Genomic DNA, 26,319 nt, shown 5'->3' on the forward strand with positions numbered 1-26,319 from the left:
TTGCAACCATTCTAATACAAACACCAATATTACTATTATGAAAAAAATTTTTACTACACTAGCTTTTGCCGCTTTGTTGGCAGGTTCTGCAAAAGCTCAATTTGTTTTTCCTATTGAACTTGAAGGCTCTTACGACAATCAGGGTGTTAAGACAGTTATAATGGAGTCGAATCCTTTGGTAGGTCAAGTTCTTTTTACCGGTGGAGTTGATCAGGTGGTTTCCAATGGCCAATATGACCAAGATGGGAATTGGGTTTTAAATGCTGACTGGGAAGCAAACTCTATTATCGCAGATGCTAAGCAATGGCATGATTTCATCGGTTTTACTCCTGATAATGAATCAAGTGACTTAGGTTGGGTGACGATTAACCATGAGAGAGTTGATCAGAATGACCAACTTGGAGATGGAGGAGGAATGACTGTTTTTAAAGTGAAGCGCGCAGATGACGGTACTTTGGAAATTGTTGAGCAAACTCTTGATGGATTTGGAACTGGAGACTTTTTTAATGTTGACTTTGCGGGAACGGTAGGCGAAACAGGTATGAACTGTGGAGGTATCAATAGTGCTGATGGCAGAATATGGACTGCTGAGGAGTGGTGGAGAAATTCGGCTGAAAGTATAGCGGATGGCTTGAGAAATACAGAATTTACCATTGGAGAAGGTTGGGATGAAAGTTCTCCTTATTATGGTGAGACTATTGAAATGTATCAAAACCTAAACTATATGGTTGAGGTTGATCCAAGATCGGCTAAAGCCATCAGGAAGCAATATAACTGGGGTAAATTTCCTTTCGAAGGAGGAGCGGTGATGCCTGATAATAAAACAGTTTATATGGGAGCTGATGCGTCTGCTGGAACTTTTACTAAATTTGTTGCGGACACTCCAAATGATTTCACAAAAGGTACATTATATGCTTATAAGCATGATAACGAGGGTGATAAGTGGATTGAGTTAGATGTTTCTACAATTGACGGAGCTATAAATGCATATAAAAATGCTTTGGATAATGGAGCTTCAATGTTTAGAAGATTGGAGTGGGTAGTTGAGATCGGAGGAAAGATTTACATGACGGAAACTGGTAGAGATGGAATTGGTTCTGCATATACTGATCACCCGAATGCTGTTTTAAACCCTCATATTTTCGATGAAGTTAGAGAAAGACATCCGGAAATGGCAGGTAAGCCTGATGAAGTTGTTGAAAGCTTCATAAGAGATGAAGACGGTTTTGCTGATTACTATGGTAGAGTTTTGGAATACAATCCTGAAACGCAAACGGTAAAAACATTTTTGAAAGGAGGCCCATATTTCGCGCAAGAAGAAGTAGCAGCTGAAGATTATCCTTCAAAACATCTATCAAACCCTGATGGATTGACTGTATTGACGGTAAGAAATAAAAACTTCATGATCATTCAAGAAGATTTGAATGGATCAAGTCATGGTAGAGTTCCTGCAGGAGCAGCTGCTAGAACTTGTGAAATGTGGCTGTTGGATATGGATATTGTAAATCCTACAATTGATGACTTGCATAGAATTGCGGTGGTTCCAAATGGCGCAGAAGTTACAGGTGCAAGAGCTACATCGGATGGAAATACTTTGATGTTCAATGCTCAACACCCAAGCGCTGATACTGAGTCGAATGGAAATTCATTTACGTATGCAATTTCTGGATGGAAAGAAGTAGTACAAGGTTTGACAGCAATTGATGATGCTAAGAGAGAAGGGGTTTCTGTATATCCAAATCCTGTGTCACGATGGTTGAATCTTTCTGAAGTAACTGATGTAGCGATCTATAGCCAGTCAGGACAGAGATTGAAAGTTGAGAGAAATACTAAAAAAATAGATGTTTCTGATTTGACTCCTGGACTTTATATCTTGAAGACTGCGAAAGGCGAGACTGTAAAAGTAATTGTTAAGTAATATTAGTGATAGATTTTTTTATTGACTAAAGCCATGACTTATCATGGCTTTTTTTATAACTAATGAACATGATTGACATATAAAGTCCATCATAACTTTCATTGAATATTTTAGTGAAGTGCTTAGTGTTTAATATTTTGATTAGGATGAGAAGAATAATGAAATTTGTGATTTTTAGCTTCATATATTTATTTGGAGCAGGGTTGGATGACAGTATGGCTCAAAAGCAAGCGTATAATTGCGAAAAAGTAGCTGAGCTGTACAGAGATGATTTGTCAAAGTTTGAAAAAGCGGTCAATGATTTTCATAAGTCAATTGATTTGATGGAAAATACTCTCTTGGTTAAAGAAAAGCTAAAGAATATGAGATTAGCATATAAGAGGTTTGAATTCTTGTTTTCAAATATTGACCCTGAGATGGCAACAAAATATTTCAACGGAGCACCATTGCCGAAACTAAACTCTAGCGATCCTTCATTATATATTATTGAGCCAGAAGGTTTACAGGTTTTGGAAGAATTAGTATATGAAGATGAAATAAATTATTCTAAGACTTTGAAATTAGCAAAGAAACTTCAGCGAAAAACCGAGGAGTTGATGGTTTATCAAAGCAGAAAGTATATAACTGATCACTTGGTGTTTGATGGAGTTCGGTTGGGTTTGATACGATTGAATGCATTTGGAATCACAGGTTTTGACTCTCCAAGTTTAGAGTATTCTATCTCTGAGTCGAAAGAAACGGTTGTTTCAATTTCACGGGCGATTAATATTTATTTGCCAACTATAGCTGAGAAAGATCCAGATCTTGCAAGGCGAATAAGATCTTCATTTATTGGATTAGAGGCTACATTTGAGAATGTTTTTTTTGATGATTATGATAGATTGTCTGCTCTAAAGGACTATATCAACCCATTATATAGCGATTTATTAATCGCTCAAAAATTATTGCAGATTGAAACTATCTATGAGACAATTCCACTCCATACAAGCTTGCCGCTTAATTACAACTCAATTAATATTTTCTCAGAGAATTTTTTGAATAAATATCATTATGCAAAATTGAGAGAGTCGGAAGATAATAATGATCAAAAGAAGCTAGGTAAAATGCTGTTCTTTGACCCAGCGCTTTCCGGGAATAATCAGAGATCATGCGCTTCATGCCATAATCCTTCTAAAGGATTTTCTGATGGCAATAAAAAGAGCTTGGCTATGGATTTTAACGGAACAGTGCCGAGGAACTCTCCAACTTTGCTTAATTCAATTTATTCTGATCGTTTTTTTCATGATTTGAGAGCTTTGAAGCTTGAAGACCAGTTTGAGCATGTGATTTTTAGTGATAAGGAATTTGATACTTCTTATAAAGAGATTGTGAGTAAATTGAATGAGAGCAAAGAGTATAAGGAATTATTTGCTGAAACGTTTGATATGCCAAAGGATGAAGCAGTATCTTCAAGTACGATTCAGCAAGCTATTGCATCGTATGTGGTTTCTCTTTCGAGTTTGAACAGTGATTTCGATAAATTTATTAGAGGAGAAAGAGACCAAATTAGCGAGAGCGTAAAATTGGGATATAATATTTTTACAGGGAAAGGAAAATGTGCGACTTGCCATTTTGCGCCTATTTTTAATGGTCTAGTTCCTCCATATTTTAAAGAGAATGAATCGGAGATATTAGGAGTGCCAGTCGCTATTGATAATCCTGAGATCGACCCTGATTTAGGTAGGGCGATGGGAGTGTTAAAAGAAAGAACGGAAATTTATGAGCATTCTTTCAAAACTCCGACTGTAAGAAATGCTGAACTAACAGGCCCTTATATGCATAATGGTGTGTACTCTACTTTGGAAGAAGTTGTTGATTTTTATAATAATGGAGGTGGTGTTGGCATGGGGATGGACTTGCCGAGACAAACATTGCCTTCAGACAGTTTGCATTTGTCTGAGATTGAACAAGAAGCGTTGGTGGACTTTATCAAGTCGCTAACAGATACAGTCGGCATGAATGCGGTTCCATCATATTTGCCAAAGTTTGAGAATTCTCCTGAATTGAATGCCAGAACTATTGGAGGCGATTATTAATAATCATTATTAAGATTATCAAAGTCGATTTTATTAAGCATCAGTCCTGATGCTGGAGCTACATGGCATATGGGACTGATTTCTTTAGAACTTAGTGAGTCTTTTATTTCTTCTAACGATAGATTTCCCAAACCTACTTCAAACAAAGCTCCCATGATCAATCTCACTTGATTTCTTAAAAAACCTCTGCCTTTGATTCTTAGCATATAACTTTTCTCAGGGAAAAAATTAGCAGTTAGAAGAGTGTTGACTTCTATTCTGCAATGATTGATGGTTCTAGAAAATACAGTTTCCTCAGAGGGCTTGATGCAGTAGCGCCTGAAGTCATGATTCCCTTCAAATAAAATAGCCGCTTCTTTCATTTTTTCAATGTTAAGATTTGCTAGCTTATATGTCATAAATGGCGCGGCGAATGCGTTATTTTTATTGCCGTAGGAGAACAAATAAACATATTCTTTTTCAGATGAGTCTTGTATAATATTGAACTTATCGCTAATTGGCTTAGCAGATAATATATCAATATCATGTGGCAGATTTGATTTCATGCCTTGAAAAAAAGGATCTAATTCAATCTCCTCTCTTGCGAAGAGTTCAAAGCAAGCACTGTTTGCGGATACCATAGCGTCTGTTCGGCTAGCTCCTAAAATTTTAAAATCCTCTCTTTGAAGTACAAATCGGATGGTTTTTTCCAACATGGATTGTATTGTCTTAACTCCAGGTTGTCTTTGCCAACCATGATATCTAAATCCCAAGTATTGAACTCTAATTAGATAACAATGCCATTTTTTTTTCATTACTCGTAAGTTGTGCTGAAGTTCTATATTAGGGTATTAAAAAGAGGATAGGGCGACAATTTTGTCTTTAGCCAACTGATTTTTCAATTCATCTATATTGTTGAATTTAATTTCATCTCTGATTCTGTCGATGAAATTGATTTGGATATGTTTATTATAGATATTTTGCTCAAAATCAAAGATGTTCACTTCTATGCTTGGATGATTGTCTATGGTCGGCCTATTGCCTATATTCATCATGCCTTTGTAAACTTTGTCATCTCTGTTAATAATGATTTCAACAGAATAAACTCCATTCAGAGGAACTAATTTGTAATCTTCAGCGATATTGATATTGGCGGTCGGAAAACCGATTGATCGACCAATTTTATTGCCATGAATTACCGTTCCATTGATTTCGTAAGGCCTGCCTAAGTATTTTTTCGCTTTATTGACATTTCCCGAATCAAGCAATCTTCTGATTTTGGAAGAGCTTAATCCCACATCGTCTATGTCATGACGTGAGATTTCTTCTATATCAAAGGGGTAAAGATGTGCATGTTGCTTCAAAAACTCAAAACTTCCTTCTCTATTTTTTCCAAACCTATGATCGTAGCCAATAACTAATTTTTGGGTGCCGATTTTGTCTATTAGAATTTTTTGTATGAACTCGGCGGAGCTCAAGCTGGCAAACTCTTTGGTAAATGGCACTTTAATCAGATGATCGATTCCTGAAGCTTCCAACAATTTTAATTTTTCATCGAAAGTACTCAATAGTTTGAGTTTGTGATCATGCTCAAGCACAAGACGGGGGTGAGGCCAGAAAGTAATTAATACTGTCTCGCCATGATTGTCTTTAGCAATGTCTTTGAGTCTGGAAATGATCTTTTTATGACCTTCATGCACACCGTCAAAACTGCCACTAGTGACAACAGGGCAGTTAGGAATACGAAAATTGTCAAAAGCGTTGTATATTTTCATTGACATCAGGCTTCTTCAGTGTTGTTCTTGTCGATGACTTCGGATATGTAATTTGAGTATGCTTGCACATATTCATCCAGTTGGTGAGCGTCTTCGATTTTGAATTCTCCAATGCGAGTTCTTCTTAAAGAGGACATATAGGCTCCTACACCCAATTCTTCGCCAAAATCTCTGACAAGGCTCCTTATATAAGTCCCTTTGGAACACACTATGCGAAAGTCAATTTCGGGCAAGTTGATGCCAGTTATTTCAAATTCTGAAACGGTTACATCTCTTGGGTCGATTTTTACTTCTTTGCCTTTGCGAGCGCTTTTATAAACTCTTCTGCCGTCAACTTTTATTGCTGAATGCTGAGGAGGAATTTGACTGATAACCCCGGTGAATTTATTCGTTAATTCTAGAATTTGTTCTTCGGAAATATGATCTATTTCGGCTACATGCTCAATTTCCGTTTCCAAATCATGAGAAGCTGTTTTCTTCCCTATAACCATGCTTCCGGTATACTCTTTTTCTTGTGCTTGATAGGATTCTATGGATTTGGTTTTTTTACCTGTGCAAAGGATGAGCAAGCCAGTGGCCAACGGGTCAAGTGTTCCCGCATGGCCAATTTTTTTTATTTTTAAAAGATATCTCAGTTTCTTCACTACGTCAAATGACGTCCACTCTTTAGGCTTGTCTATTAGAATGACCTCACCCGCACTAAAATCTTTTTCTTCGAAATTCATTATACTAAACTGCTTACGATGGCAATAGTGCCAACAATGCCGCAATATATGGCAAAATAAATTAACTTCCCTTTCTTTACGATGTTAATCATCAATTTGCATGCTAAAACCCCTGTAACGAAGGAAGCTATAAAGCCTGCTAAGAGTCCTGCGTTGGAAAAGCCTCCAACTTCGCTTGCCGCTTCGCCTGAAGATTTTATGATGTCAAGTAAATTGGCTCCGATGATTGGAACTAATACCATTAGAAATGAAAACTGGGTGGCAACTTCTTTTTTAACACCTAGTATCAATGCGGTTGCGATAGTTGATCCTGACCTAGATATGCCGGGAATAACAGCTATAGCTTGGCTTATGCCTATGACAAATGCGTCCAAATAGCTGACGTCCTTTTCTTTGTTTTTGGCATAATATGTAAATGCGAGAAGGCCTGCAGTAAAGAGCAAAGCGATTCCAACTTTAGTTAAATCGCCAAAAAAGAACTCCTCAATAGTATCTTTAAAGAAAATTCCTACAACAAATATAGGAATCATCGAGATGGCTATTTTGAAAATGTATTGGGTTTGGCTATTCCATTTGAATTGAAATGCTCCCTTTAAGATGTTGAGTATTTCTTTGTAAAAAACGAAAATAGTCGAGAGCACTGTGCCTCCATGGACTATTACTGTGAACCTCAAACTAGTTTCATCGGACACGTTTAATAATTCTTTTGCGATTTCCAGATGTCCGCTGCTGGAAACAGGCAAAAACTCTGTTAGTCCCTGAATGATTCCAAGGATAATTGCTTTAATAATACTTTCCATTAATGGATAAAAAGTTACTTTTTAGATTTTTTGAAAATGGTATAAAATTGTAAAATGAAGCTAGCGATGATTACAATGGGGCCTAAGGTAATTCCAAAGAATCCGAAACCATAATCTTCAGTATCCATGGTCATGATAACCAAGCCAATGATGAAGGTAGCAATTCCAATCAACATCCAGATGTAATTGGTTTTGTCAAATGCTAAATTTTTATTTTTTTCCATATTTGAATAGATTAATATAAATCGTCCAGTTTTACGTAAAGGTATTTTTTTATTGCCGAAAAGGTGCTTGTCAAAGATATCAAAATACCCATGGTCAAAAGCAATCCGAAAAGTATGTACAATTGATCGTCGTTGATGAGACGATCGAGTTCCGGAATGTATCTTTTAAGATATGAGGTGAGTATATAGATTATCAATATCGATAGCATGCCACCGCCTATGCCATAATAAAACGATCGTTTTAAGAATGGCTTTGATATGAAACCATCGGTTGCTCCTGTGAGTTGCATGCTTCTAATTAGAAAGCGTTGGGAAAATAAGGCAAGTTTGATTGTATTGTGTATCAATACGATGATAGTGATAATCAACAATAGCGAAGTTCCAACTAGTATTATACTTACTTTTGTCAAGTTGTGGTTGATAATATCAATAAAGCTTTTGATATATTCAACTTCATATACCCCCTCAATCATAGATAAGTCGGATTGAATTAGCTCTAATTGTTCATTGGAATGAAATTTATTGTTGATTTTTAGAATGAAGACATCTCTTAGAGGGTTTACCCCGATGAATTTGACAAATTCTTCCCCTGTTTCTCGAATGAGCTTTTCGGCTGCGCTTTCCTTGGATATGAAAGTCACAGCGTCATCATCTTCCGAGTGTGCGAGGAATTCGCTTTTTTGGAGTTTTTGTTGAAGACTAACTTTTTGAGCATCGGTAATATTCTTCTTCAAATACACTTGAACTTCGATATTTTTGCGAATGATCTGCGTAAGCTTGTCGGTGGAAATATATAAAACTCCGAATAATCCTAGTATAAATAATGCTAAAGTGATGCTGAATACAACACTGAAAAAAGGAAATGTTCCAAAAGTTTTACTTTTGTTGAATCGGTTAAAACTCATAAAGTTGTTTTTAGCTATTTGCGTTCAAAAATACCCAATAAATTAAGACTGTCTAAATATTTGGAATAAAAAAAGGTTAAATACATTGACGTATTTAACCTGGATTTGTTCATAGGGGGTAATTTATTGTATAGCTTTTTCTATCTCTTCAATTTTTTTGTCGCTTTTTATTGCTCGCAACTTGGTTATTGCATTTCTCTTTTTGTTGAGATGATAATACTTGCGCTTATGTATTAGTATGATCTCAGTTTGTTGATTGTTGAGGTTGACTTCTATTATTCTGTAAGGTATATTATCAAAATCGCCAAACAAGGTTAGTTTGCCTTCTTCGAATTTGTAATGACTGCCATACTTGCTGTCGCTGATATTTTCCACATCTGTATAGATATCAGAGTCAGTAGTGTATTTTCTTTCAATCATCTTCGGAAGATTGTCTTCGGATAGAGCAATGTTTTCTTCGCTGCTGAAAGATGCATTCGTATGGCCAGGCTTGACAATTTCATAATTGCCCGCTTCAGCAACATGATCCGCAGTTGAGTTCGCATTATTATTCATCGCAAAGTCAGAATTCGCATTTGAGCTTGCTGAAAGAGCATTTGCATTATTTGTATAATGCGAGTCAATTTTGCTTGCGTTTAGAGCAACATCACTGCTGATTCTTGGCAGAGGCATCGTAGGAATATCACTGATAACGTCTTTAGCAAAAGGCGATTCTATCGCAATATTATATGTATCATTCAACGCTACAAAATTGCTGGCGTCGATCGTGTCGTTTTGGTCGTTTTGATATAAATAATATCCTATGCCTGATAGCATGGCTATGGTTATCGTGCTTATAATCGGCACCATGAATTTAGGGTTAAGATGCCAAGGTGTAGTATGCAGGCTTGGAGTCGGCAACTGAGAAAGCCTTCCTTTGAGTTGGTTTTTTCTAAATTGCTTGATCTCATCTTGAACGCCTTTTTCCAGAAGGTACTCGCTTTTAAGTACAGGATCGGAAGCCAATAGATTTTCCAACGATCTGATTTCTCCTTCATTCGCCTCTTTGCTCAAGCACTTTTCAATCAGTTTTGTATGTTCAGGGGTAGTTCGCATAGTCTTGTCCTAATCTTGGAAATCGTGTGCTTTGTACTTTGATCTTACAAAAGCGTCTAACTTCTTTTTACATTTATATTTTTTCGTCTTGGCGGTATCCGTATTGGCGTAGCCCAATATTTCAGCAATCTTTTGCATCGAAAAGCCATCAAAATAATACAATGATAGTATTTTTTGACACGACTCTTGCATCTGATTTACGCAATTTCTGATGATTTCTTGCCTTTCTTTAGCTTCAAAATCCAAATTCACTGAATCTTCTTTTTCTTCATGGCTTAGTTTGCTTTTCCTCTTAAGTTCTTTAAGCCAAAGATTATTGCTTACGCTATAAAGGTAAGTGCTTATTTTTGAAGTAAGCTCGAAGCTTTCGCTAATCGCATTTTGCCAAAATACGATCAATGCATCTTGAAATATGTCTTTAGCTTCTTCTTCAGATCCGTTATTTTTGGTAATATGACCTACAATCATACGATAATTCTTCTGATACAAGTAATCTAAAGCTCGTTCATCGCCATTTTTTATTTTTATTAATATGTCTTTATCTTTCATTTGTTCACCTGTACATACTCACAATAGAAAAAAAGTAACCTGTTGAAAGAGGAATTTTTCAAAAAATACTAAAAATGTGAAATCTTAGCTAGCATTGATGGTATTTTATTTAATGTTGGGCAGTGAATTTATTAAAATAAATATTTTTAATTATCTTTTAGTAGTGGTTATTTCTATGCTAGTACTAGATCAGTAATTTGAATTGCTATTTATTATTAAGCTATTGAGAATGACCTGGTGACTAAAGTTAGGTGTATGTTTGGTGTTATGAAAGCGACTGCTTGCAAGAGCAAGTCGCAAGAAGAAGTTGATTGGCAAAGGTTTAACTATTGCGGGACTTGCAAGAGTATTGGGGTGATGTATGGGCATCAATCAAGGCTTTTTTTAAATTATGATATCGTATTTCTAACCAGTTTGCTTCAAGCCATATCAGGTAAAAAAGAAGACAACACTGTAAGGTTTAAGAATTCGAAGTTGTTTTGTTGGGATATGCCTCGTTTGGATCAAATATCAATAATTCAGAAATACACATCTTCATTGCATTTATTTTTGGCTTCTATAAAAGTCAAAGACAATATCATCGATGGTAATAAATTGAGTCGAATAAAGTGGACAGCATTTAATGTGTCAATGTCGGGTAATTTTTTTAAGAGCAAAGATGCTTTAGCTGCATTGGGTTTGCCAGTTGATATGTTAAATGGCGAAGTAGAAAAGAATTTTAAGGCTGAGCAAGTAAAGGGTTTGTCTTTATCCGAATACTCAAAATATACTTCAGAGGTATGCAAGATTATTTTTGAGCATGGAGCAAAGCTTGCGAATTCGGATTTCTCAAATAAATTTAAAGAAATAGGAGCATCATTTGGTAAGCTAGTGTATTGTTTGGACGCTAGAAACGATTATGAAGAAGATCGTAGAAACGGAAGTTTTAACCCCATGATTAACAATACAGCGATTCAAGTCAAAGACTTGGATCGGGTTATAATGGATGAAGTAAATTTTTTGATTGGTCAATTGAAAGGTTTGGGTTTGCCAAATGGAGTGCTAGATAGTTACATATCGCGTTTTCGAATTCTTCTTTCAAAAGAAACTATTGAAGAAAAACAAAAGAAGAGTTCAAAGATTAGTGATTTATTTTGTTTGCCGGATAGCTTCGAAGTTTGTGACTTTTGCTGTTGTGATGGTTTCTGCTGTGGAGAAGGTGGAGGCTGCGACGGCTGTTGTGAGTGCCATTGTGGTTAATGAATTAACATCCTTTAACTTTTGTGTAAATTATTTACTGCAAGTTTTTGCTCAATAATCCATATATTAAATAGACAAACCAAATTTTACGATTATGGTAGTAACTATTTTTTTAGCGTTTGCATTCATGCCATTTTTTGGAGAGCGTGAAATTGAGTTCAATCCAGATTCCATTCATATTGAAATAATTAGACATTGCGAATTAGAAGAATATGAACTCAAAGAGAGGTATTTTGAAGAAGAGCATAAAACTGAGGACCATAAGGGGAGAACGGTTCATATAGAAGAGCTCGGAGAGTATAATTAAGAATAATTTTGGAGAACTGAACGGTTCTCCTTTTTTATTTTCTATCAGGAAGGGGAGACTTAGTCTGTTAAGAGTTGCTTTTGTTGAAGTTGATAACATATTCAACGACGACTAGGGGCTCTACTTTGATTAATCCTAGCATTTTGTTTGGAGGCTTGATTTTATAATCTCTCATATCGATCTCCAAAAGACCTTTGACAAGCAACATTCCTTCATTATTTCTAATGATTTTTTTTGGAATGATTTGGTACTCTAAGGATTCCCCAGACATTTCAACACTGACAGTCATGGATTTAAGCTTATTGCTTTGGTTCAGTTGAATCTCTTGTAAATCAATTACAATATGCGGAAATTGGCGGGCATTCAAAGCGCTAGCCAAGTCTTTGCTGATTAATTCTATAGAACATTCGCAACTGTCAATATCAAAATACAATTCGGCTTCTTCAAGGACAATACGATTATCCTTAATGTCTTTTTCTTGAAAATGAAAATCTCTTGACGTAGCGGAATGAAAATCGCATTCGAAAGTATTTATATTCGTTTTGCCTTTCATTATTAGTTCCGCTGAAGCATGAACATTAATCATTTTTGATGGGGAAGAATTTTCTTGAGCATTTGACTGATGTAAATATGAAATAAGTATTATTATAATTATTATTCTATGAATCATCAGGTAAGGGTATTAAAAAAGCTGCCTCTAAATGAAGCAGCTTTCGGTTAACAAGTAATATAATTAGAAAGAGATTGCGGCCTCGATCATTATTCCATTGAATTCATATCCATCAAAGTTGCTTCCTGCATAGCCATCTCCTTTGTATTTTTGGTTAACATATTCAAGCTTAGCAACTACGTTTTGAGTTAGGAACCAACCAAAAACAGCATTGTACCTTTGAATTTTCTTCTCTGCGGCGCCTTCATAGTCTTCCCCATTCACAAGGTTGTAACGACCGCCTACATAGAAGTTTTCATTATGACCAAATCTATAGATCAAATCTCCAGCAATTTGAGTGTATTTCCCATTGTCGAATTCGTCACCTTCGACTACGTCGCCAGCGGAGACTTCATATGCGCCAAAGAATTCCAAGCCTCTATATTTTACAAATGGGTTAATCTGCCAGTTGGTTACGCTTCTGAAGCCTGGGTTAACGCGCCCGCTAAAATCGCCTCCTTCTATCAGGTTTCCATCCTCATCAATGAATGATGTTACATGATAATATCTAGATCCAGCGCGATCGCCTCCATACATATAAGTTCCATTGTCATAGCTCTTGTTCACATACCATGACCCTGTCAGACGAACTCTCAAATCTGAATTCACTTGATTGTCATAACCTAACTTACCGTAAAAAGAGGGCTTGTTATCCGCTTGTCCGGTTACAGTGGATGATCCCCAACCCGTTTGATCTTGTTGGACACTTTGATTCAGTTTTCCATTTGAAACTCCGGCTACTACCAATAGATTTTTGGCTTGGACCGTTGCTTCCATGAATGCCTCAGTAGTAAAGGCGTCCATCAAGTAGTTGCCAACGAAAGGGTTTTGGGTAGCATTAGCGTTGTCCGTTCTTCTGAAATGGGCGTCGCCGTAATTAATTTCATCAAGACCTACGCGAACGCTTGTGTATTGCATCACTTCTTTCAGAAAGTCTTTTTTGATGAAGTCAAGTTTATCAATTTGCATATATCCACCTTTTACCCAAGCTTCATTATGATGTCTTGACGCTAGGTAAGTTGTCAAGTGCATTCTCATCCCATCATATAGTTGCACGTCTAGTTTTAGATTGGCAGCGGGAAGGTTGAAGTCCGAGCCAATGTTAGCGGTGTTTCCATTCGTATTGCTTTGGTCTAGCATTTGGAATTGCAAAGCGAAGTCGCCGCCAACTCTAACTTTAAAGCCACTGTAAGTAGTTGTGTCATTTTTTGGAGTTTCAAATACATTCACTCCTGATAGACCTGCGCTTCTGTAATATTGAAGCCCGCCGTTGCCTAGAAACTCGAATTGCGCTTGTGCCATCAAAGGCAAAATTACCGCTGCAATAATTAATATCGCAGCCGAAAAAAATCTGTAATTAGCGTTCATAAGTATGTGTTTATTGTAATACTAGTTCATATTTTACATTGACGTCGTCATAGCATTTTACAGCTCCCATCATTGCTGTTGGAGGCTCCACATTATATTCTGACATCTTAATTGGCAATTCTCCTTGGATTTTGATGCTCCCTGAAGTAGCTGTCGCTTTAGCTGTAAATGTGATGCTTTTTTGTGTCCCGGCTATTGTAAGTGAGCCGGTAGCAGTCACATTATATTGTCCGTTCCCGATAGACTTTATTTCATCGACATTATTCAAAGTCATCGTTATATTCTTATGATTCTTAGCTTTTAGAGCTTTATAGGTTTTGTCATTCATCGCGCCTTTGCCACTTTCAATTCCTTCCACTGGAATCTTAAGCTCAAAGGATGTGATATTTTGCAAGTTTCCATTGTCAAGCGAAGCGGTGATTGACCCTGTCATTTCTTCCGCATTTTCTTCCCACTTGTGGACATTGGAGTCCCCATGAATTTCAACTTTTGATTTTTCCGCAGATAAATTCAGCTTGTCTTGAGCCATAATAATGTTGCTCGAAAACAAAACCATTAAAAACAACAAAGATATCGTCCCCTTTTTCATATAACCTTTTTTTAAAAAATACCATTTGTTTGATGTTGCAAAGGTTATGTTTGGGAATAATTAAAAAAATGAGAATTATCACACTTTTTGAAACTGGATTTTGATAATATATTTATGAAAATTGAAAATATTATATAGGTTGTGTTTTTTGAATGAATTTAATTTGTAGTGTTACAGTTTTTTATAATAATAAAAGTGTATTCTAGGTTAGAATTATATAGAAACCGAGTGAAAATTGAATATTGAAATAAAAGCGGAAATATCAACAAATTAGCTAATTACCGTCAGTGAGAAAGTGATTATTAGTCAATTTTTAAACTAAAATTAACTTTTTTTGATGCTTTTAAAAGTCAAGTTGAATATTGATTATCAGCGTTAGTGATAATAGCTAAGCAAAACCAAGCTTTAGATTTTTGTATAATCATTTTGTTAGTTTCCATTGATGCTTTTCAGGGTTTATCGAGAAATCAAACTCGATGAAAAGATTTGATTGTAGTTATTGATTTAATCCCTGAAAACAGGGAGTGCATATTTATTTTAAAATTGTGTAATTTACTCTAGAGAATTTTTTAGAATTATATGCAAACAATTAAATGTGATTATCTTCAGCAACTTTACGTACTTCCATCGAAGTTCTCGGGAGTTGAAGAGTTGAGATATACAGGATATTTGGATAAAAAGTCAGCCTTTGTTTTTTCAGCGTTGACAGAATTGAAGAGGGTAGAATTTGGGAGCACAGCTTATTACTCTATCAAGTCGTTAATCGATCCGGTTTTGGAAGCTCCAAGTTTGGAGGAAATTCATGGATACCATAGTCTTTGTTATTCGTCGGAATTTTTTGAAAAATTGATCCGAAAGAAAACTTTTAGGAAGTTGGTGATCACTAACCCATCGAGCCTTCAGCTTTTACAGTTGGAAAAACTTTATGAGGAAGGTGGTTTGGACGGATTTCATCTAGTAAGCAATAAATCAAACAGAGCTTATGAATCGGATTCCAAAAAGAAAATCATAGAAATTGATACTGACTTTTCAGGAGTATTGGATGATATTGCTGAAAAAATTTGCTTCAAGACAGGCGTTGACAAGCATTACGAATTTGAGTCAGATTTTTCAGAAGAAAAATGGGTGCAAGAATGCACATTAGCGATTTGGACGAATGATTTTGATGCATTCAAGCGTTTGATTTATCTAGTTAAATACCTGCCATATCCTATCGGAGTTCAAAAGTATTTCCAATATCTGTTAATTAATTTCGTGGAATTTAGATATTGGAAGATTGGGGAAGAATATGCCAAAGCTTTGGGAAAGTTGTCAGACAATCCAATTTATGTTCCTTTGATCCAGCTTATGTTGTCTAAGTTAGAGGGAGTGAATTTGCATGTTATACCTCAAAAATTTCAGTCGTGGATTCCATTTTGTTCAAACGCATGCTCGATTGAATTTACAAGAGCGATGACGGATGAGAATAAAATAATAGAATTCTCGGTGGATATGATTTCTAATCCTGATAAAATTACAAAGCTTGAGTTGAGTTATGTGCATTTGGATTCGGATGTGTTGGATTTGAGCGAATTCACAGCTTTGGAAGAGTTGGTAATCAAAGAGCTAAGACTTCGAGATTTTATATTGCCTGAGAATTCTTGCTTGAAAAAGTTTGAAATGCTAAGGAGCTATGATAAAGCTGATTTGCCGGATTCATTGCTGAACTGCAAAGAGCTGGAGTATTTCAATTTTTATGATAAGCAATTGAACTTGAGTAGAAAGTTTTATGAATTGACTAAGCTTAACTATATCAATATTAGCTTTGACGGGGATGGCAAGGTGGAATTAACAAAAGATATTGGCAAGCTTGTAAATTTGGAGTTTTTAACGATCATAAATAGTCATGGTCTCTCGCGTGTTCCTAGAATGATACGAAGGTTGGAAAAACTTAGACATGTTTCTTTGCATGGCTCATATGCTTCAATTCCCGAAGAGATCTTTTTATTGCCGGTTTTGGAACAGCTTCATATCAGTTCCGATCATCTGGATGAAATCCCTAAAGCGCTTGACCAGTGTGTGGCATTTGATATTGAGGTCAAAGGAAGCAATATAAGAAGCGTGCCTTTAGGACAAGTTGGTCGATTAGGACCTGCTTTCAGTTGCGATACGGTTGATTTTCAGAATAGAGATTTGAATGATTTCTATATGGCAAAGAAAGGAGAGTACTTGCCACTGGAAAAGCATCAAGACTTTTTCAATATTCTTTACAATAGTTTTGAAGGTGCTGGCAAGGCGAGTATAGACTTGTATTTTGATGTTTTGGCAACAAATGAATCAAAATATATCTATGCGATTAACGATCAGATAGAGTATTTCAATAAAGATCGAAAGAGCATCGCAAAGCATGGAATTCCTAAAGGAAGCAAGGTAGGGTTGATTGGAGATCTGCATGGCAATAGCGATATGCTCATTGCGCAATTAAATCAATTGGAAATATCATGGGCAGATATCGATAAGGAAACGCCAGAATATTTGATTGTCGGAAATAGTCCAACATGGAAAGATTGGTTGAGTGAAGGCGAGTTTGTGCTATGTTCAGAGTCGCAGATGATGGAATTTATTTCTAGCAAAGGCTTGAAGCAATTCAATACACCTGAGGGCAAGCAATCTATCGCTCAAATAGAAAATTTGCTGTATAGCAAGGAAGGCTCAAATCAGAGACTTGGACTTGAGATGTTGATGAGCATGGGCTTGCCTAAAGAGTTGGAGCTTTTGGTGTTGGTGATCGCAAAGAATACTTTATTGCCGGAAGATATAAATCATGACCCCGAGGTGCCTGAGCTGGCGGAGCGAATAATTAGAGCTTATACTTCGGATTTTAGGATGCTGAGCGTTTTGGACAATGAAAATAAAGCGCTTGATTATGATTGGGATAAGAATCATTGGTTTATGCCGGAAAAGGTTTTTACAGAGTTAAATGACTATAATCAAAGAGATAATAATATTTCTAGAAGAGGATATATTTGCTGGCATTTGCTGTGGAAGTTGACGCATAATTCGGTTGTTTTCATTGACCTGTTTAATAAGCTTAGAAATGATTACTTGATCGAAGAAATGGATTATTTTAAAGAGAAAAATCAAGAAATAATCGATGATGGCTATAAGTTTAACATACTAAGAAGGAAGCAATAGTTATGAGCAAAGATAATTTAATAACAAGGAATGCAAAGGATCTTAATCGCCTTCTTAGCCATAGCAGGAGCGAGTTCGAAGTTGTTGTATTTTCGGGAAGCATCAATCAGATTGAAGAAAAGTATATCCAGCGCAAGCATTCGGTGAAAGAGTTTCAACTGTCCGGCAAAGGATATGCCTCGGAAGATATCAAAGATGCGATTATTCATGGCGAATCCGTCGATGAGATTGTAAAGAGAAAGAATAATCCAGTCAAGCTTTTTCAATTTCCAAATTTGGAAACGCTTCAAATTGATCATGATTCTCAATTGTCGACAGAGCTTTTGACAGCTATTGGCAATCATGCGAATTTCAAAAAATTGGTCATCAGCACACCAAGCCAAGAGCAACAGCAATGGTTGCTTGAGCAGGTTGATATTTCTTTATTTGAAAGATGGATTGATAATGCACAACAAATCGACTTGATGCCTGTCGGTAGCTTGACAATAGAATTTCAAGGAGAGTTATGCGATGAATTGAGATCGAGATGTGAACACATTATTGATTATTTGAATGAACCTTACCCTAAGGTCGGTATTCCGCTAGGACTTGAAGAGGCGCAAGAACAGCTAGAGTCTGTGGTGTCAGCTAAGGAAAAGCTGAAGTTGTTTCATTTGTTCCCGCATATATTGTCTTGGAAATGGTCGGAGGATGAAAAAGTGCTTCTTGATAAAGCATTGAGACATTGTTTGATGAATCAGGTTTTTAATGCCGAAGGAAGTGACTATGCTTTGATGGAGGGGATTATGAAAAGGAAAAAGTATTCCGCATTGCTGTATTTGATTTTTGATCAAGTGCTTCGCTTAAATCTCAGGATAGTTGATTATGAGTCTCTTGCGATTACTCAGTATTTCAGGAAGGCCAACAGTATTATTGTTGATTTTATCGTGAATGAAGATAATTCCTACATGACGCTTTCATTGGAGCATTTTTATTATCCGATGAACTATAAAAGCCTTACGTTTTTGAACATCGGAAATAAATACCATGCTCAGGATTTTTCGGACTTTCATAATATGGAAGAGATCCGGATCGAAAGTGAAAATCTCGGAAATCCTTTCTTCGGGTTTCATCCTAAACTCAAAAAGGTAATTATAAAAGACTCTCAGTTAAACAATTTTCCAGAGTCGCTGTGCAGTACTCCTGTTGAATCTATTGTTTTGCAAATGTCTACGATTTCCCTTCCAGCCCAGATAAAAAATATGAAGTCTTTGAAATTTTTTCAGTGGATAAGCAATGAAAGTTTGCCGATCACAGAGCGATTAAAATTCAATGATCAGATTGTGATCAAAGGCTTTGTCAAAAAATATCCTTTGCGAAAAGCTCAAAAATCAAAAAACGAATTTCAAGATTCGTTATTCAGCGATGAGTTGTCGACTCAATTGGACGCTATAAAGCAAATAGGCACACATGATAAGTGGGAAGAATGGATTTGGCATTTGCTTGTGATTGCCAAAGTCTCCAAATATGCGGAAGCACGCGAAGAAGCACGGCATATTATAAATATGTTTTGCACTACTGAGCATTTTTTAAAGCAATTAGAGAAAAATGATGTATTATTGAAAGAGAACTACAATGGTTTGAAAGTAAATAATATTTTTAGTGAATTTCCTCTAGTTAGTCAAATAGAATGTCTTGAATACGCTTACAGGATAACTGGAGAAGAGTTGATCTTGTGGAAAAAGGCTGAACTTGAAATGCTGAGCGAGGAAATCAAAGACCCTGTTGTTGAGATTATTTAAACGTATAAAATAAATGACTGACACACATTTTTATAGAAAGCAAGTTGAGAATTTTGACCCGAATAAAGGGATTGAAGATGAGCGCAAGTCATATCGCTTGACATGCGAATATGATGATGATCAACAAGTAATGCTGGATCTGATTGACAAATTTTGTTCTGACCCAAAAGCAACCTCTGTGAATGCTTTAGTGATTGGCATGTGGGGAGAGCCATGGGATTGTTCTTCTGAAGATACAGTCAAGAAATTGGTTGAGAATAAAGATAAGTTGCAACAGCTTGAAGCGCTCTATATCGGGGATATGACTTTTGAGGATTGTGAAATATCTTGGATTATTCAATCAAACGTGGAGGCCGTTTTTGAAGCATTTCCAAATCTAAAATTATTGAAACTTCGAGGCGGAAACGAGCTGGAATTAGGGACTGTCAAGCATGAGAGCTTGGAAGCCTTAATTATCCACACAGGTGGTGTCGGGAAAAGTGTGCTTCATAGCATGGCAGGAGCTGAACTGCCTTCGTTGAAGTATTTGGAAATCTGGCTTGGAACAGATGAATATGGTTTTGATGGATCTGTGGAGGATGTGAAGCCATTGATGAAAGCGGATTTGTTCCCAAATTTAACGTTTCTTGGATTGCAAAACTCTTGCATCGCTGATGATATTGCAATTGCTTTTGCTGAGCAAACATTGCAAGAGACTTTAAAGCATGTCGACTTTTCGATGGGAGTGATGACAGACAAGGGAATGGAAGTTCTGATGTCTTCAGGCGTATTAAATTCTTTGGAAACGTTGAATGTGGAGAGCAATTATCTGTCGGAAAAAATCTTGACGGAAGCGAATAATTCTTTGAGCCTAAGTTTAATTTCCGGTAGTCAGAAAGAAGATGAAGACGAGGATGATGAAGACCCTTGGAGATATGTAGATGTTGGAGAGTAATAAACATTTAGATCAAAACTCTTCGAAAAAGTTAAAGGTTCGAAGAGTTTTGATCATAGGCAATCCAGAAAACAGACGAGTAGAATTATTTACTGAGGCATGTAAAAATCGAAACTTGGATTTTGATGTGCTGTCGTGGAAGGAGCTTTTGACAAATCCCAAAGTGCTTGAATCTAAGTTGGAAGAAGTGGACTTTGTGAAAATCGAATCTTACGGTGAGGATTTCGAGGTGTTTAAAATGCTTTTGAAGTGGGGAGCAAAGGAAGCGGAGCATGAAGACTCACCATCGATTTCAGAGAAGGTTCTTGAGAGCTTTAAGGAAGAAAAAGGAAGGATTCTTTATTCTCGACAGTGCTATTTGGGCTTCAAAAGTGTCTTGAATTTCATAAAGCAAAAGGCGTATGGCAAGGTGGAATTTTTGAATTCGCCGGAAGCCATTCAGATGATGTTTGACAAGATTGGTACGCATAAAGCGCTTGATAATCATCGTGTAGCCAAAACTAAATTTTTAGGAATAGTGGGTTCTTATAATCATTTGTTGGATCTGATGAATGATGAAAAATGTTTTCAAGTGTTTGTGAAGTTGGCGCATGGTTCGTCATCTTCAGGTGTGATGGCTTATCGAAAAGCAAGAAATAGAGAAGAGCTGAAGACTTCTGTGGAATTGGTGAAAGAAAACGGATCGATAAAGTGTTTTAATTCTCTAAAAATAAGAACATATAAGAACCCCCAAGACATTAAAGCAATCATAGATACGCTCGCAAAGGAAGTTCTTATCGTTGAAAAATGGGAGCCCAAAGCAAGTATTGGAAAAGAAATCTTTGATTTGCGGATCGTGGTGATTGGAAATGAAGCCAAACACGCAGTCATGCGTTGCAGTCAATCGCCGATGACAAATCTTCATCTGGGTAATCGAAGAGGAGATCTGGAAGCATTGAAAAATCGTCTTGGCTTTGAGTTTTGGACGGAATTGCAACAGTTGGCATTGAAAGCAGTACATGCGATTCCTGAGGCTAATCTCGCTGGTGTGGATGTGTTGATTACTTCGAATTTCAATCAAGCCAAAGTCATTGAAGTAAATGCTTTCGGAGACTTGTTGCCAAATATTTATAACGAGGCAAAAAGAACGACCTATGAAGAGGAGGTTGAATTTATCTTAAACCATTAATTAAGAAAATAATGTCAATGTATGAAATAGAATGGTTAGTTCGTGAGAGTGTTGAGCTTGTTGCGTGCTCTAAATCTTTTGATGCGGATAAAAGAAATATCGTTTCAAATCTTTACCAAATTCAGCAATTTTTTGATTGTGGCCATACCTATCATAAATGTTGGGATCTGCTTGAGAATATGAATTATATTTTTTCCATTGAGCCGAATGAGCACCCTCTATATAGTCAGCACAAGGAGTATTTTGAATCTGTGTCGGCAAAAGGAACTTTCTATCATACGAATTTGTATGCAAGTGAAATTCAAGGCATACAGAGAGCAGAAGAGGAGGAAAGTGAAGGATATTTTGATGGAGAGAGCCAGAAAGTTGTCTTTTGGTATGGTAACCCTCTATGGGAGAAGTTGAAGAAAGAAGAAGGCGAGGAGAATCCTTCGGAAATTAATCCTCATTTGCTTTTTTTGAAATTGATCGAGGAAGCGAACTCATGTCAGAACAGAGAACTTCTATATAATCTTATTGGATTTGCTCTGAACTTTAATCTAGGTTTGGTGAATACCGGAGAAACTGAGGAAGAGCTGAAGGGTAAGTATTTTAACAGAATTATCGATATTTTTAAATCTGTTGCGTTTGAAAAATCTGATTGTTTTCACGATTCATTCAGAATTCCGGATGAGAGTATAATCGAAAACCAAGATTATTTCAAGCCAATTCAGACAGCGATGTTCAAAATGATTTATTCATAATGCATAAATGATATTGTAATGAGAATGAAGGATATTGTTGGGAAGTATGATATTGTTTTGATCACACTGGATACTTTGAGATATGATGTTGCTCAAGATTTGTTTCTTAATAAAGAATTGCCAAATTTTGAAAAGCACTTGTCTGATGAAGGATGGGAAAAAAGGCATGCACCGGGAAGCTTCACATATGCGTCTCATCACGCGATTTTTTCCGGTTTTTTTCCGACGCCAATAGATAATCCCAAAGGGGAAAGACTCTTCGCAACCCGTTTTGCAGGAAGCGAGACTTCTACAGACAATACATTTGTATTTGAAGAGGCGACGATCATTGAAGGCTTGAAAAGTGAAGGCTACCATACTGCGTGCATAGGAGGCGTAGGATTTTTTAATAAGCAAACGGCATTAAGCCGGGTTTTTCCTGACATGTTTGACGAGAGTCATTGGCAAGCAGAGTTTGGAGTGACTGAACCGGATTCAACAGAAAACCAGTTTGAAAAAGCGGTAGAAATTCTTGAAAATCTAGACGAACAAAGACTGTTTTTATTTATCAATGTGTCTGCTATTCATCAGCCGAATTGCTTTTATGTCGAAGGGCAAAAAACGGATAACATCCATTCGCATGCTGAAGCTTTGAAATATGTAGATAGTAAATTGCCAATATTGATGAACGCTTTTAAGAATCGGCCAACACTGTTCTTGTTTATGGGAGATCATGGGACAGCTTATGGAGAAGGAGGATATGAAGGCCATCGATTAGCTCATGAAGTGGTATGGAATGTTCCATATGCGATGTTTAAGTAACCAATCAGAGTTATTTTCATATTTGCAATGTTGGTGATATTTGATAAAACACCCCTTCTTTCACTTCAAAGGAGAGTTTTGCTGTTTTCAAAACTAAATTTTATACTTGAAAACAAGAGATTTATTTTGATCAACTACTTAATAATAGAATAGAGGAGAAAAGAAATTGAGGAAAGGAAGTTTAAAAGAATATATCAAAGAATCATATTTTCATTCTTATGCTTATTCGTATCCGCATAAGATGTCATATCGATCGTTTGAAAAGCCGGTTTCATTGAAACGTATTTGGGAGAAAGAGTCAAAAGACAACTTATTCTTGTATTTGCATGTCCCGTTTTGCGAGATGAGATGCGGTTTTTGCAATTTATTTACCATAGCAAACCCTAAGAGCGATCTTCAAAACCCATTTGTGGAGGCACTTTTCAGACAAATAGATGCCGTAAAGGAACAGTTGGGAGCACTGAATTTTGCTAATGTCGCTTGGGGAGGCGGTACGCCAAGCTATTTGTCTTTGGAGGAAATGTATGAAGTTCATGATCGAATGAAAAAGAGTTTTGGCTTGAATTCAACGAGAATCAATACAGCGATCGAAGTTTCACCAAAGACGATCACTACTGACAAAATCGCTTTTTTGAAAGAAGAAAACTTTTTCAGAGTTAGCATGGGAGTGCAAAGCTTCATTGAGGATGAAGTGAGAGCTATGGGACGTCCTCAGAGGTTCGATGAAGTAGAACGAGCGATAAAAGAGTTGAAAAATGCTGATTTCCCTTTGCTTAATCTCGATTTGATCTATGGAGCTGAAAATCAAACTCCGGAAAGTTGGCAATATTCGTTGGATAGAATGCTGGAAGTTTCTCCGGAAGAAGTGTTTTTGTATCCTTTGTATGTAAGGCCATTGACAGGATTGGGCAAGCAGGAGAAGTCTTGGGATGACTTCAGAATGGGCTTGTATCTTCAGGCCAGGGATTTTTTGATGAAAAATGGCTATGAGCAGATCACCATGAGACAATTCAAGAAAATAGGGGCTCCGAATTTTATCCATGCTGATTATCATTCTCAAGAAAATGGCATGATTGGGTTGGGAGTGGGAGCAAGATCATATACGCGTGATACTCACTACAGTTCGGATTATGCTGTGGGGCGAAAAAGCATCAAAGGGATCATCAGTGATTTTAATGAAAAGTCTGTTGATCAATTTTCCTTTGCAAACTACGGCACTATGCTGAATATCGAGGAACAAAAACGAAGATACTTGATCAAGTCTTTTTGCGAAGGAAGTGGCTTGGAAACGAATCGTTATAATAACTATTTTCAAGCGAATGTATTTGAAGACTTTGCCGATGAGTTGGAGGAATTGGAAGAAAATGAACTTATTTCATTCAAGGATAATAAAATCACACTGACTTTGGAAGGCAGAGCCTTGGAAGATGTTATTGGGCCTTGGCTGTATTCCGAGCATGTGAAAGAGGCAATAGGTGAATTTGATTTGGCATAATGCAGAAAACTTGGAATATACTTTATCGCGGTGATTTGTCAAGTTGCAACTATAGTTGTGACTACTGTCCCTTTGCGAAAACCAAAAATACGAAAGAAGAACTTGAAATTGACGCGGGTCAGGTCAGGAAGTTTCAAAACTGGATAAGTGGGCGAAAGGAGAGAATAGGCATTCTATTTACCCCTTGGGGAGAAGCTTTGATCCGCAAATATTATCAACAGACGATGACTCAACTGAGTCATATGAAGCATGTTTATCGTGTGGCTATGCAAACGAATCTATCATGCCATCTGGAATGGATGCATGAAGTCAATAAAGATACGTTCGCGCTTTGGACTACTTTTCATCCAAGCCAGACAAGTGTTGACGCTTTTTTGGCTAAGTGTGAAGCTCTTCTGAATATGGGAATTCGTTTCAGTGTCGGGACTGTTGGCTTGAAAGAGGATTTGGAAACGATTCGATTGTTAAGGGAAAAACTACCAACAAGCGTTTATCTATGGGTAAATGCCTACAAGAGCGGAACAGATTATTATACTCAGGGCGAGATTAAGTTTATCGAATTCATTGACCCGCTATTTCATTGGAATAATCAAAGGCATGAGAGTTTGGGTAAGCCTTGTCGCGCAGGAGAGACTACTTTTTCTATAGACGGCATGGGCAATGTAACCAGTTGTCATTTTATCTCTCGCAAGTTGGGAAATATTTATGAGAATTCGATAGAAAACATATTGAAGCCTAGCACTTGCGTCAAGGAAACTTGCAGTTGTCATATTGGCTATGTTCACATGAAGGAATTGGAACAAGATGAAATCTATGGCAATGGACTGTTGGAAAGGATTCCTATTCGATTTCATTAGTTATTTAAACGATGTGACGCACTGTTTCTCATGCTTTGTACTTTCTGAAAAGCAAGTCAAAAAGCCATTTAAGCTCTTGCCGACTAGGAATAAGTGATGAATGAAAACAACGAATTCCCCCTTAGAAGGGGGAGACAGGGGGATGTAAAGCGTTTAGTATAAAAATTGCGGATAAATTAAGATGAAAAATAACATTATTCCGTATCGAAAAGATCTTAAACATCTAGCTAGGAAATTTCGTGAAGAGCACACTTTCTGAGATTTGATGATATTGATGTTAAAAATCAGATAAATCAAGTTGTTAATGATATTCAATGTTGGATTGAAAATAATAGAGATAGGATTTCTTGATCTTCAAACATTCCTGACATCCTCCTTCGCCCCCTTCAAAGGGGGATTATACTATTTTTATACTTGAAAGTGTGGAGACTATCTGGTCGAAAATTGAAGCTGATCGCATCTTTAGTTTGTAATAACACATTGCTAATTGTCAAATAATTAAAGTTTACTAATCCCAACTATAAAATAGACGTTTGAAAACAACGAAATCCCCCTTAGAAGGGGGAGACATGGGGATGTTAAGCATTTAGTATAAAAATTGCGGATAAATTAAGATGAAAAATAATATTATCCCGTATCGAAAAGATCTTAAACATCTAGCCAGAAAATTTCGTAAAGATAGCACACTTTCTGAGGTGATCCTTTGGCAGGAAATCAAGAATAAGCAGATATTAGGTTTTGAGTTTCATAGACAAGTGCCCATGTTGGATTACATTGTAGATTTTTATTCACATGAACTTCTGTTAGTCATTGAAATCGATGGAATCACGCATACGTATGAATATGCCAAAGAAAAAGACGCTAAAAGGCAAAAACGAATAGAAGAATATGGAGTGCGATTTCTGAGATTTGATGATATTGATGTTAAAAATCATATGAATCAAGTTGTTAATGATATTCAATGTTGGATTGAAAATAATAGAGATAGGATTTCTTGATCTTCAAACATTCCTGACATCCCCCTTCGCCCCCTTCAAAGGGGGATTTTACTACTTTTAAACTTTATTTTTATACTTGAAAGTGTGGAGACTAACTATCCATTGCTAATT

At 36.6% G+C, this 26,319-nt stretch carries 24 protein-coding genes; 13 read left to right on the top strand and 11 right to left on the bottom strand.

Annotated elements, in window-relative coordinates:
• The first annotated feature begins 37 nt into the window (after window positions 1–37).
• Window positions 38–1,918, top strand: coding sequence for an alkaline phosphatase PhoX (locus AABK36_RS09200; RefSeq protein ID WP_309939650.1), 1,881 nt, complete (start codon window positions 38–40; stop codon window positions 1,916–1,918).
• A gap of 146 nt (window positions 1,919–2,064) precedes the next feature.
• Entirely contained in the window at window positions 2,065–3,993 is a 1,929-nt protein-coding gene (locus AABK36_RS09205; RefSeq protein WP_309939651.1) for a cytochrome-c peroxidase, read from the top strand.
• On the opposite strand, the gene truA is transcribed toward AABK36_RS09205, so the two are convergent.
• From truA to AABK36_RS09245, 8 genes are all read right to left on the bottom strand, one after another.
• A complete protein-coding gene (gene truA, locus AABK36_RS09210; RefSeq protein WP_309939652.1) occupies window positions 3,990–4,787 on the bottom strand; it encodes a tRNA pseudouridine(38-40) synthase TruA in 798 nt (265 codons plus the stop codon). The two genes, AABK36_RS09205 and truA, sit on opposite strands and share 4 nt — an antisense overlap.
• A gap of 36 nt (window positions 4,788–4,823) precedes the next feature.
• The gene (locus AABK36_RS09215) at window positions 4,824–5,747 is read right to left on the bottom strand and encodes a bifunctional riboflavin kinase/FAD synthetase (protein ID WP_309939654.1); all 924 of its coding nucleotides are present in this window, start codon (window positions 5,745–5,747) and stop codon (window positions 4,824–4,826) included.
• 5 nt (window positions 5,748–5,752) lie between these two features.
• Entirely contained in the window at window positions 5,753–6,472 is a 720-nt protein-coding gene (truB, locus tag AABK36_RS09220; protein WP_309939655.1) for a tRNA pseudouridine(55) synthase TruB, read from the bottom strand.
• Window positions 6,472–7,272, bottom strand: coding sequence for an undecaprenyl-diphosphate phosphatase (locus tag AABK36_RS09225; RefSeq protein WP_309939656.1), 801 nt, complete (start codon window positions 7,270–7,272; stop codon window positions 6,472–6,474). Before AABK36_RS09225 ends, truB begins: the two co-directional genes overlap by 1 nt.
• A 14-nt stretch (window positions 7,273–7,286) precedes the next feature.
• Window positions 7,287–7,496 (bottom strand): DUF3098 domain-containing protein, encoded by a 210-nt coding sequence (locus AABK36_RS09230; RefSeq protein WP_309939658.1) that lies wholly within the window; start codon window positions 7,494–7,496, stop codon window positions 7,287–7,289.
• Window positions 7,497–7,507: 11 nt separating this feature from the next.
• On the bottom strand, window positions 7,508–8,401 hold the full coding sequence (locus AABK36_RS09235; protein ID WP_309939659.1) for a cell division protein FtsX: 894 nt from the start codon (window positions 8,399–8,401) through the stop codon (window positions 7,508–7,510).
• Window positions 8,402–8,524: 123 nt separating this feature from the next.
• Window positions 8,525–9,496, bottom strand: a complete 972-nt coding sequence (locus AABK36_RS09240) for a hypothetical protein (RefSeq protein ID WP_309939661.1) — start codon at window positions 9,494–9,496, stop codon at window positions 8,525–8,527.
• A 9-nt stretch (window positions 9,497–9,505) separates the two neighbouring features.
• Complete coding sequence (locus AABK36_RS09245; RefSeq protein ID WP_309939662.1) at window positions 9,506–10,045, bottom strand: RNA polymerase sigma factor; 540 nt, start codon at window positions 10,043–10,045, stop codon at window positions 9,506–9,508.
• Window positions 10,046–10,300: 255 nt separating this feature from the next.
• Between AABK36_RS09245 and AABK36_RS09250 the strand changes: the two genes are divergently transcribed.
• Both AABK36_RS09250 and AABK36_RS09255 read left to right on the top strand, forming a co-directional pair.
• Window positions 10,301–11,284 carry a DUF5685 family protein gene (locus AABK36_RS09250; RefSeq protein WP_309939663.1) on the top strand — a complete coding sequence of 328 codons (984 nt, stop codon included), beginning with the start codon at window positions 10,301–10,303 and terminating at the stop codon, window positions 11,282–11,284.
• 94 nt (window positions 11,285–11,378) lie between these two features.
• The gene (locus AABK36_RS09255; protein WP_309939664.1) at window positions 11,379–11,591 is read left to right on the top strand and encodes a hypothetical protein; all 213 of its coding nucleotides are present in this window, start codon (window positions 11,379–11,381) and stop codon (window positions 11,589–11,591) included.
• 67 nt (window positions 11,592–11,658) lie between these two features.
• Here the strand turns inward: AABK36_RS09255 and AABK36_RS09260 are convergent, their stop codons facing one another.
• The 3 genes from AABK36_RS09260 to AABK36_RS09270 form a co-directional block, all read right to left on the bottom strand.
• Window positions 11,659–12,177 (bottom strand): hypothetical protein, encoded by a 519-nt coding sequence (locus tag AABK36_RS09260; protein WP_309939665.1) that lies wholly within the window; start codon window positions 12,175–12,177, stop codon window positions 11,659–11,661.
• Between the two features lie 147 nt (window positions 12,178–12,324).
• Window positions 12,325–13,668: a hypothetical protein gene (locus tag AABK36_RS09265; RefSeq protein ID WP_309939666.1), complete on the bottom strand. Its 1,344-nt coding sequence runs from the start codon at window positions 13,666–13,668 to the stop codon at window positions 12,325–12,327.
• 10 nt (window positions 13,669–13,678) lie between these two features.
• Window positions 13,679–14,257, bottom strand: coding sequence for a YceI family protein (locus tag AABK36_RS09270; protein ID WP_309939667.1), 579 nt, complete (start codon window positions 14,255–14,257; stop codon window positions 13,679–13,681).
• Window positions 14,258–14,836: 579 nt separating this feature from the next.
• On the opposite strand from AABK36_RS09270, the gene AABK36_RS09275 reads away from it, so the two are divergent.
• From AABK36_RS09275 to AABK36_RS09315, 9 genes are all read left to right on the top strand, one after another.
• Window positions 14,837–17,431, top strand: coding sequence for a leucine-rich repeat domain-containing protein (locus tag AABK36_RS09275; RefSeq protein ID WP_309939668.1), 2,595 nt, complete (start codon window positions 14,837–14,839; stop codon window positions 17,429–17,431).
• A 2-nt stretch (window positions 17,432–17,433) separates the two neighbouring features.
• Window positions 17,434–19,212 (top strand): hypothetical protein, encoded by a 1,779-nt coding sequence (locus tag AABK36_RS09280; RefSeq protein WP_309939669.1) that lies wholly within the window; start codon window positions 17,434–17,436, stop codon window positions 19,210–19,212.
• 13 nt (window positions 19,213–19,225) lie between these two features.
• Window positions 19,226–20,146, top strand: coding sequence for an STM4015 family protein (locus AABK36_RS09285; RefSeq protein ID WP_309939670.1), 921 nt, complete (start codon window positions 19,226–19,228; stop codon window positions 20,144–20,146).
• A complete protein-coding gene (locus tag AABK36_RS09290; protein ID WP_309939671.1) occupies window positions 20,133–21,314 on the top strand; it encodes an STM4014 family protein in 1,182 nt (393 codons plus the stop codon). The genes AABK36_RS09285 and AABK36_RS09290 overlap by 14 nt, the downstream gene beginning before the upstream one ends.
• A 17-nt stretch (window positions 21,315–21,331) precedes the next feature.
• On the top strand, window positions 21,332–22,057 hold the full coding sequence (locus AABK36_RS09295) for a hypothetical protein (RefSeq protein ID WP_309939672.1): 726 nt from the start codon (window positions 21,332–21,334) through the stop codon (window positions 22,055–22,057).
• Between the two features lie 18 nt (window positions 22,058–22,075).
• On the top strand, window positions 22,076–22,858 hold the full coding sequence (locus AABK36_RS09300) for an STM4013/SEN3800 family hydrolase (RefSeq protein ID WP_309939673.1): 783 nt from the start codon (window positions 22,076–22,078) through the stop codon (window positions 22,856–22,858).
• A 166-nt stretch (window positions 22,859–23,024) separates the two neighbouring features.
• The gene (locus AABK36_RS09305) at window positions 23,025–24,353 is read left to right on the top strand and encodes an STM4012 family radical SAM protein (protein WP_309939675.1); all 1,329 of its coding nucleotides are present in this window, start codon (window positions 23,025–23,027) and stop codon (window positions 24,351–24,353) included.
• Window positions 24,353–25,210 (top strand): STM4011 family radical SAM protein, encoded by an 858-nt coding sequence (locus AABK36_RS09310; RefSeq protein WP_309939676.1) that lies wholly within the window; start codon window positions 24,353–24,355, stop codon window positions 25,208–25,210. The genes AABK36_RS09305 and AABK36_RS09310 overlap by 1 nt, the downstream gene beginning before the upstream one ends.
• A 614-nt stretch (window positions 25,211–25,824) precedes the next feature.
• Window positions 25,825–26,208, top strand: coding sequence for an endonuclease domain-containing protein (locus tag AABK36_RS09315; protein WP_309939677.1), 384 nt, complete (start codon window positions 25,825–25,827; stop codon window positions 26,206–26,208).
• Window positions 26,209–26,319: the final 111 nt, after the last annotated feature.

Source organism: Aureibacter tunicatorum, assembly GCF_036492635.1.
GTDB lineage: Bacteria > Bacteroidota > Bacteroidia > Cytophagales > Cyclobacteriaceae > Aureibacter > Aureibacter tunicatorum.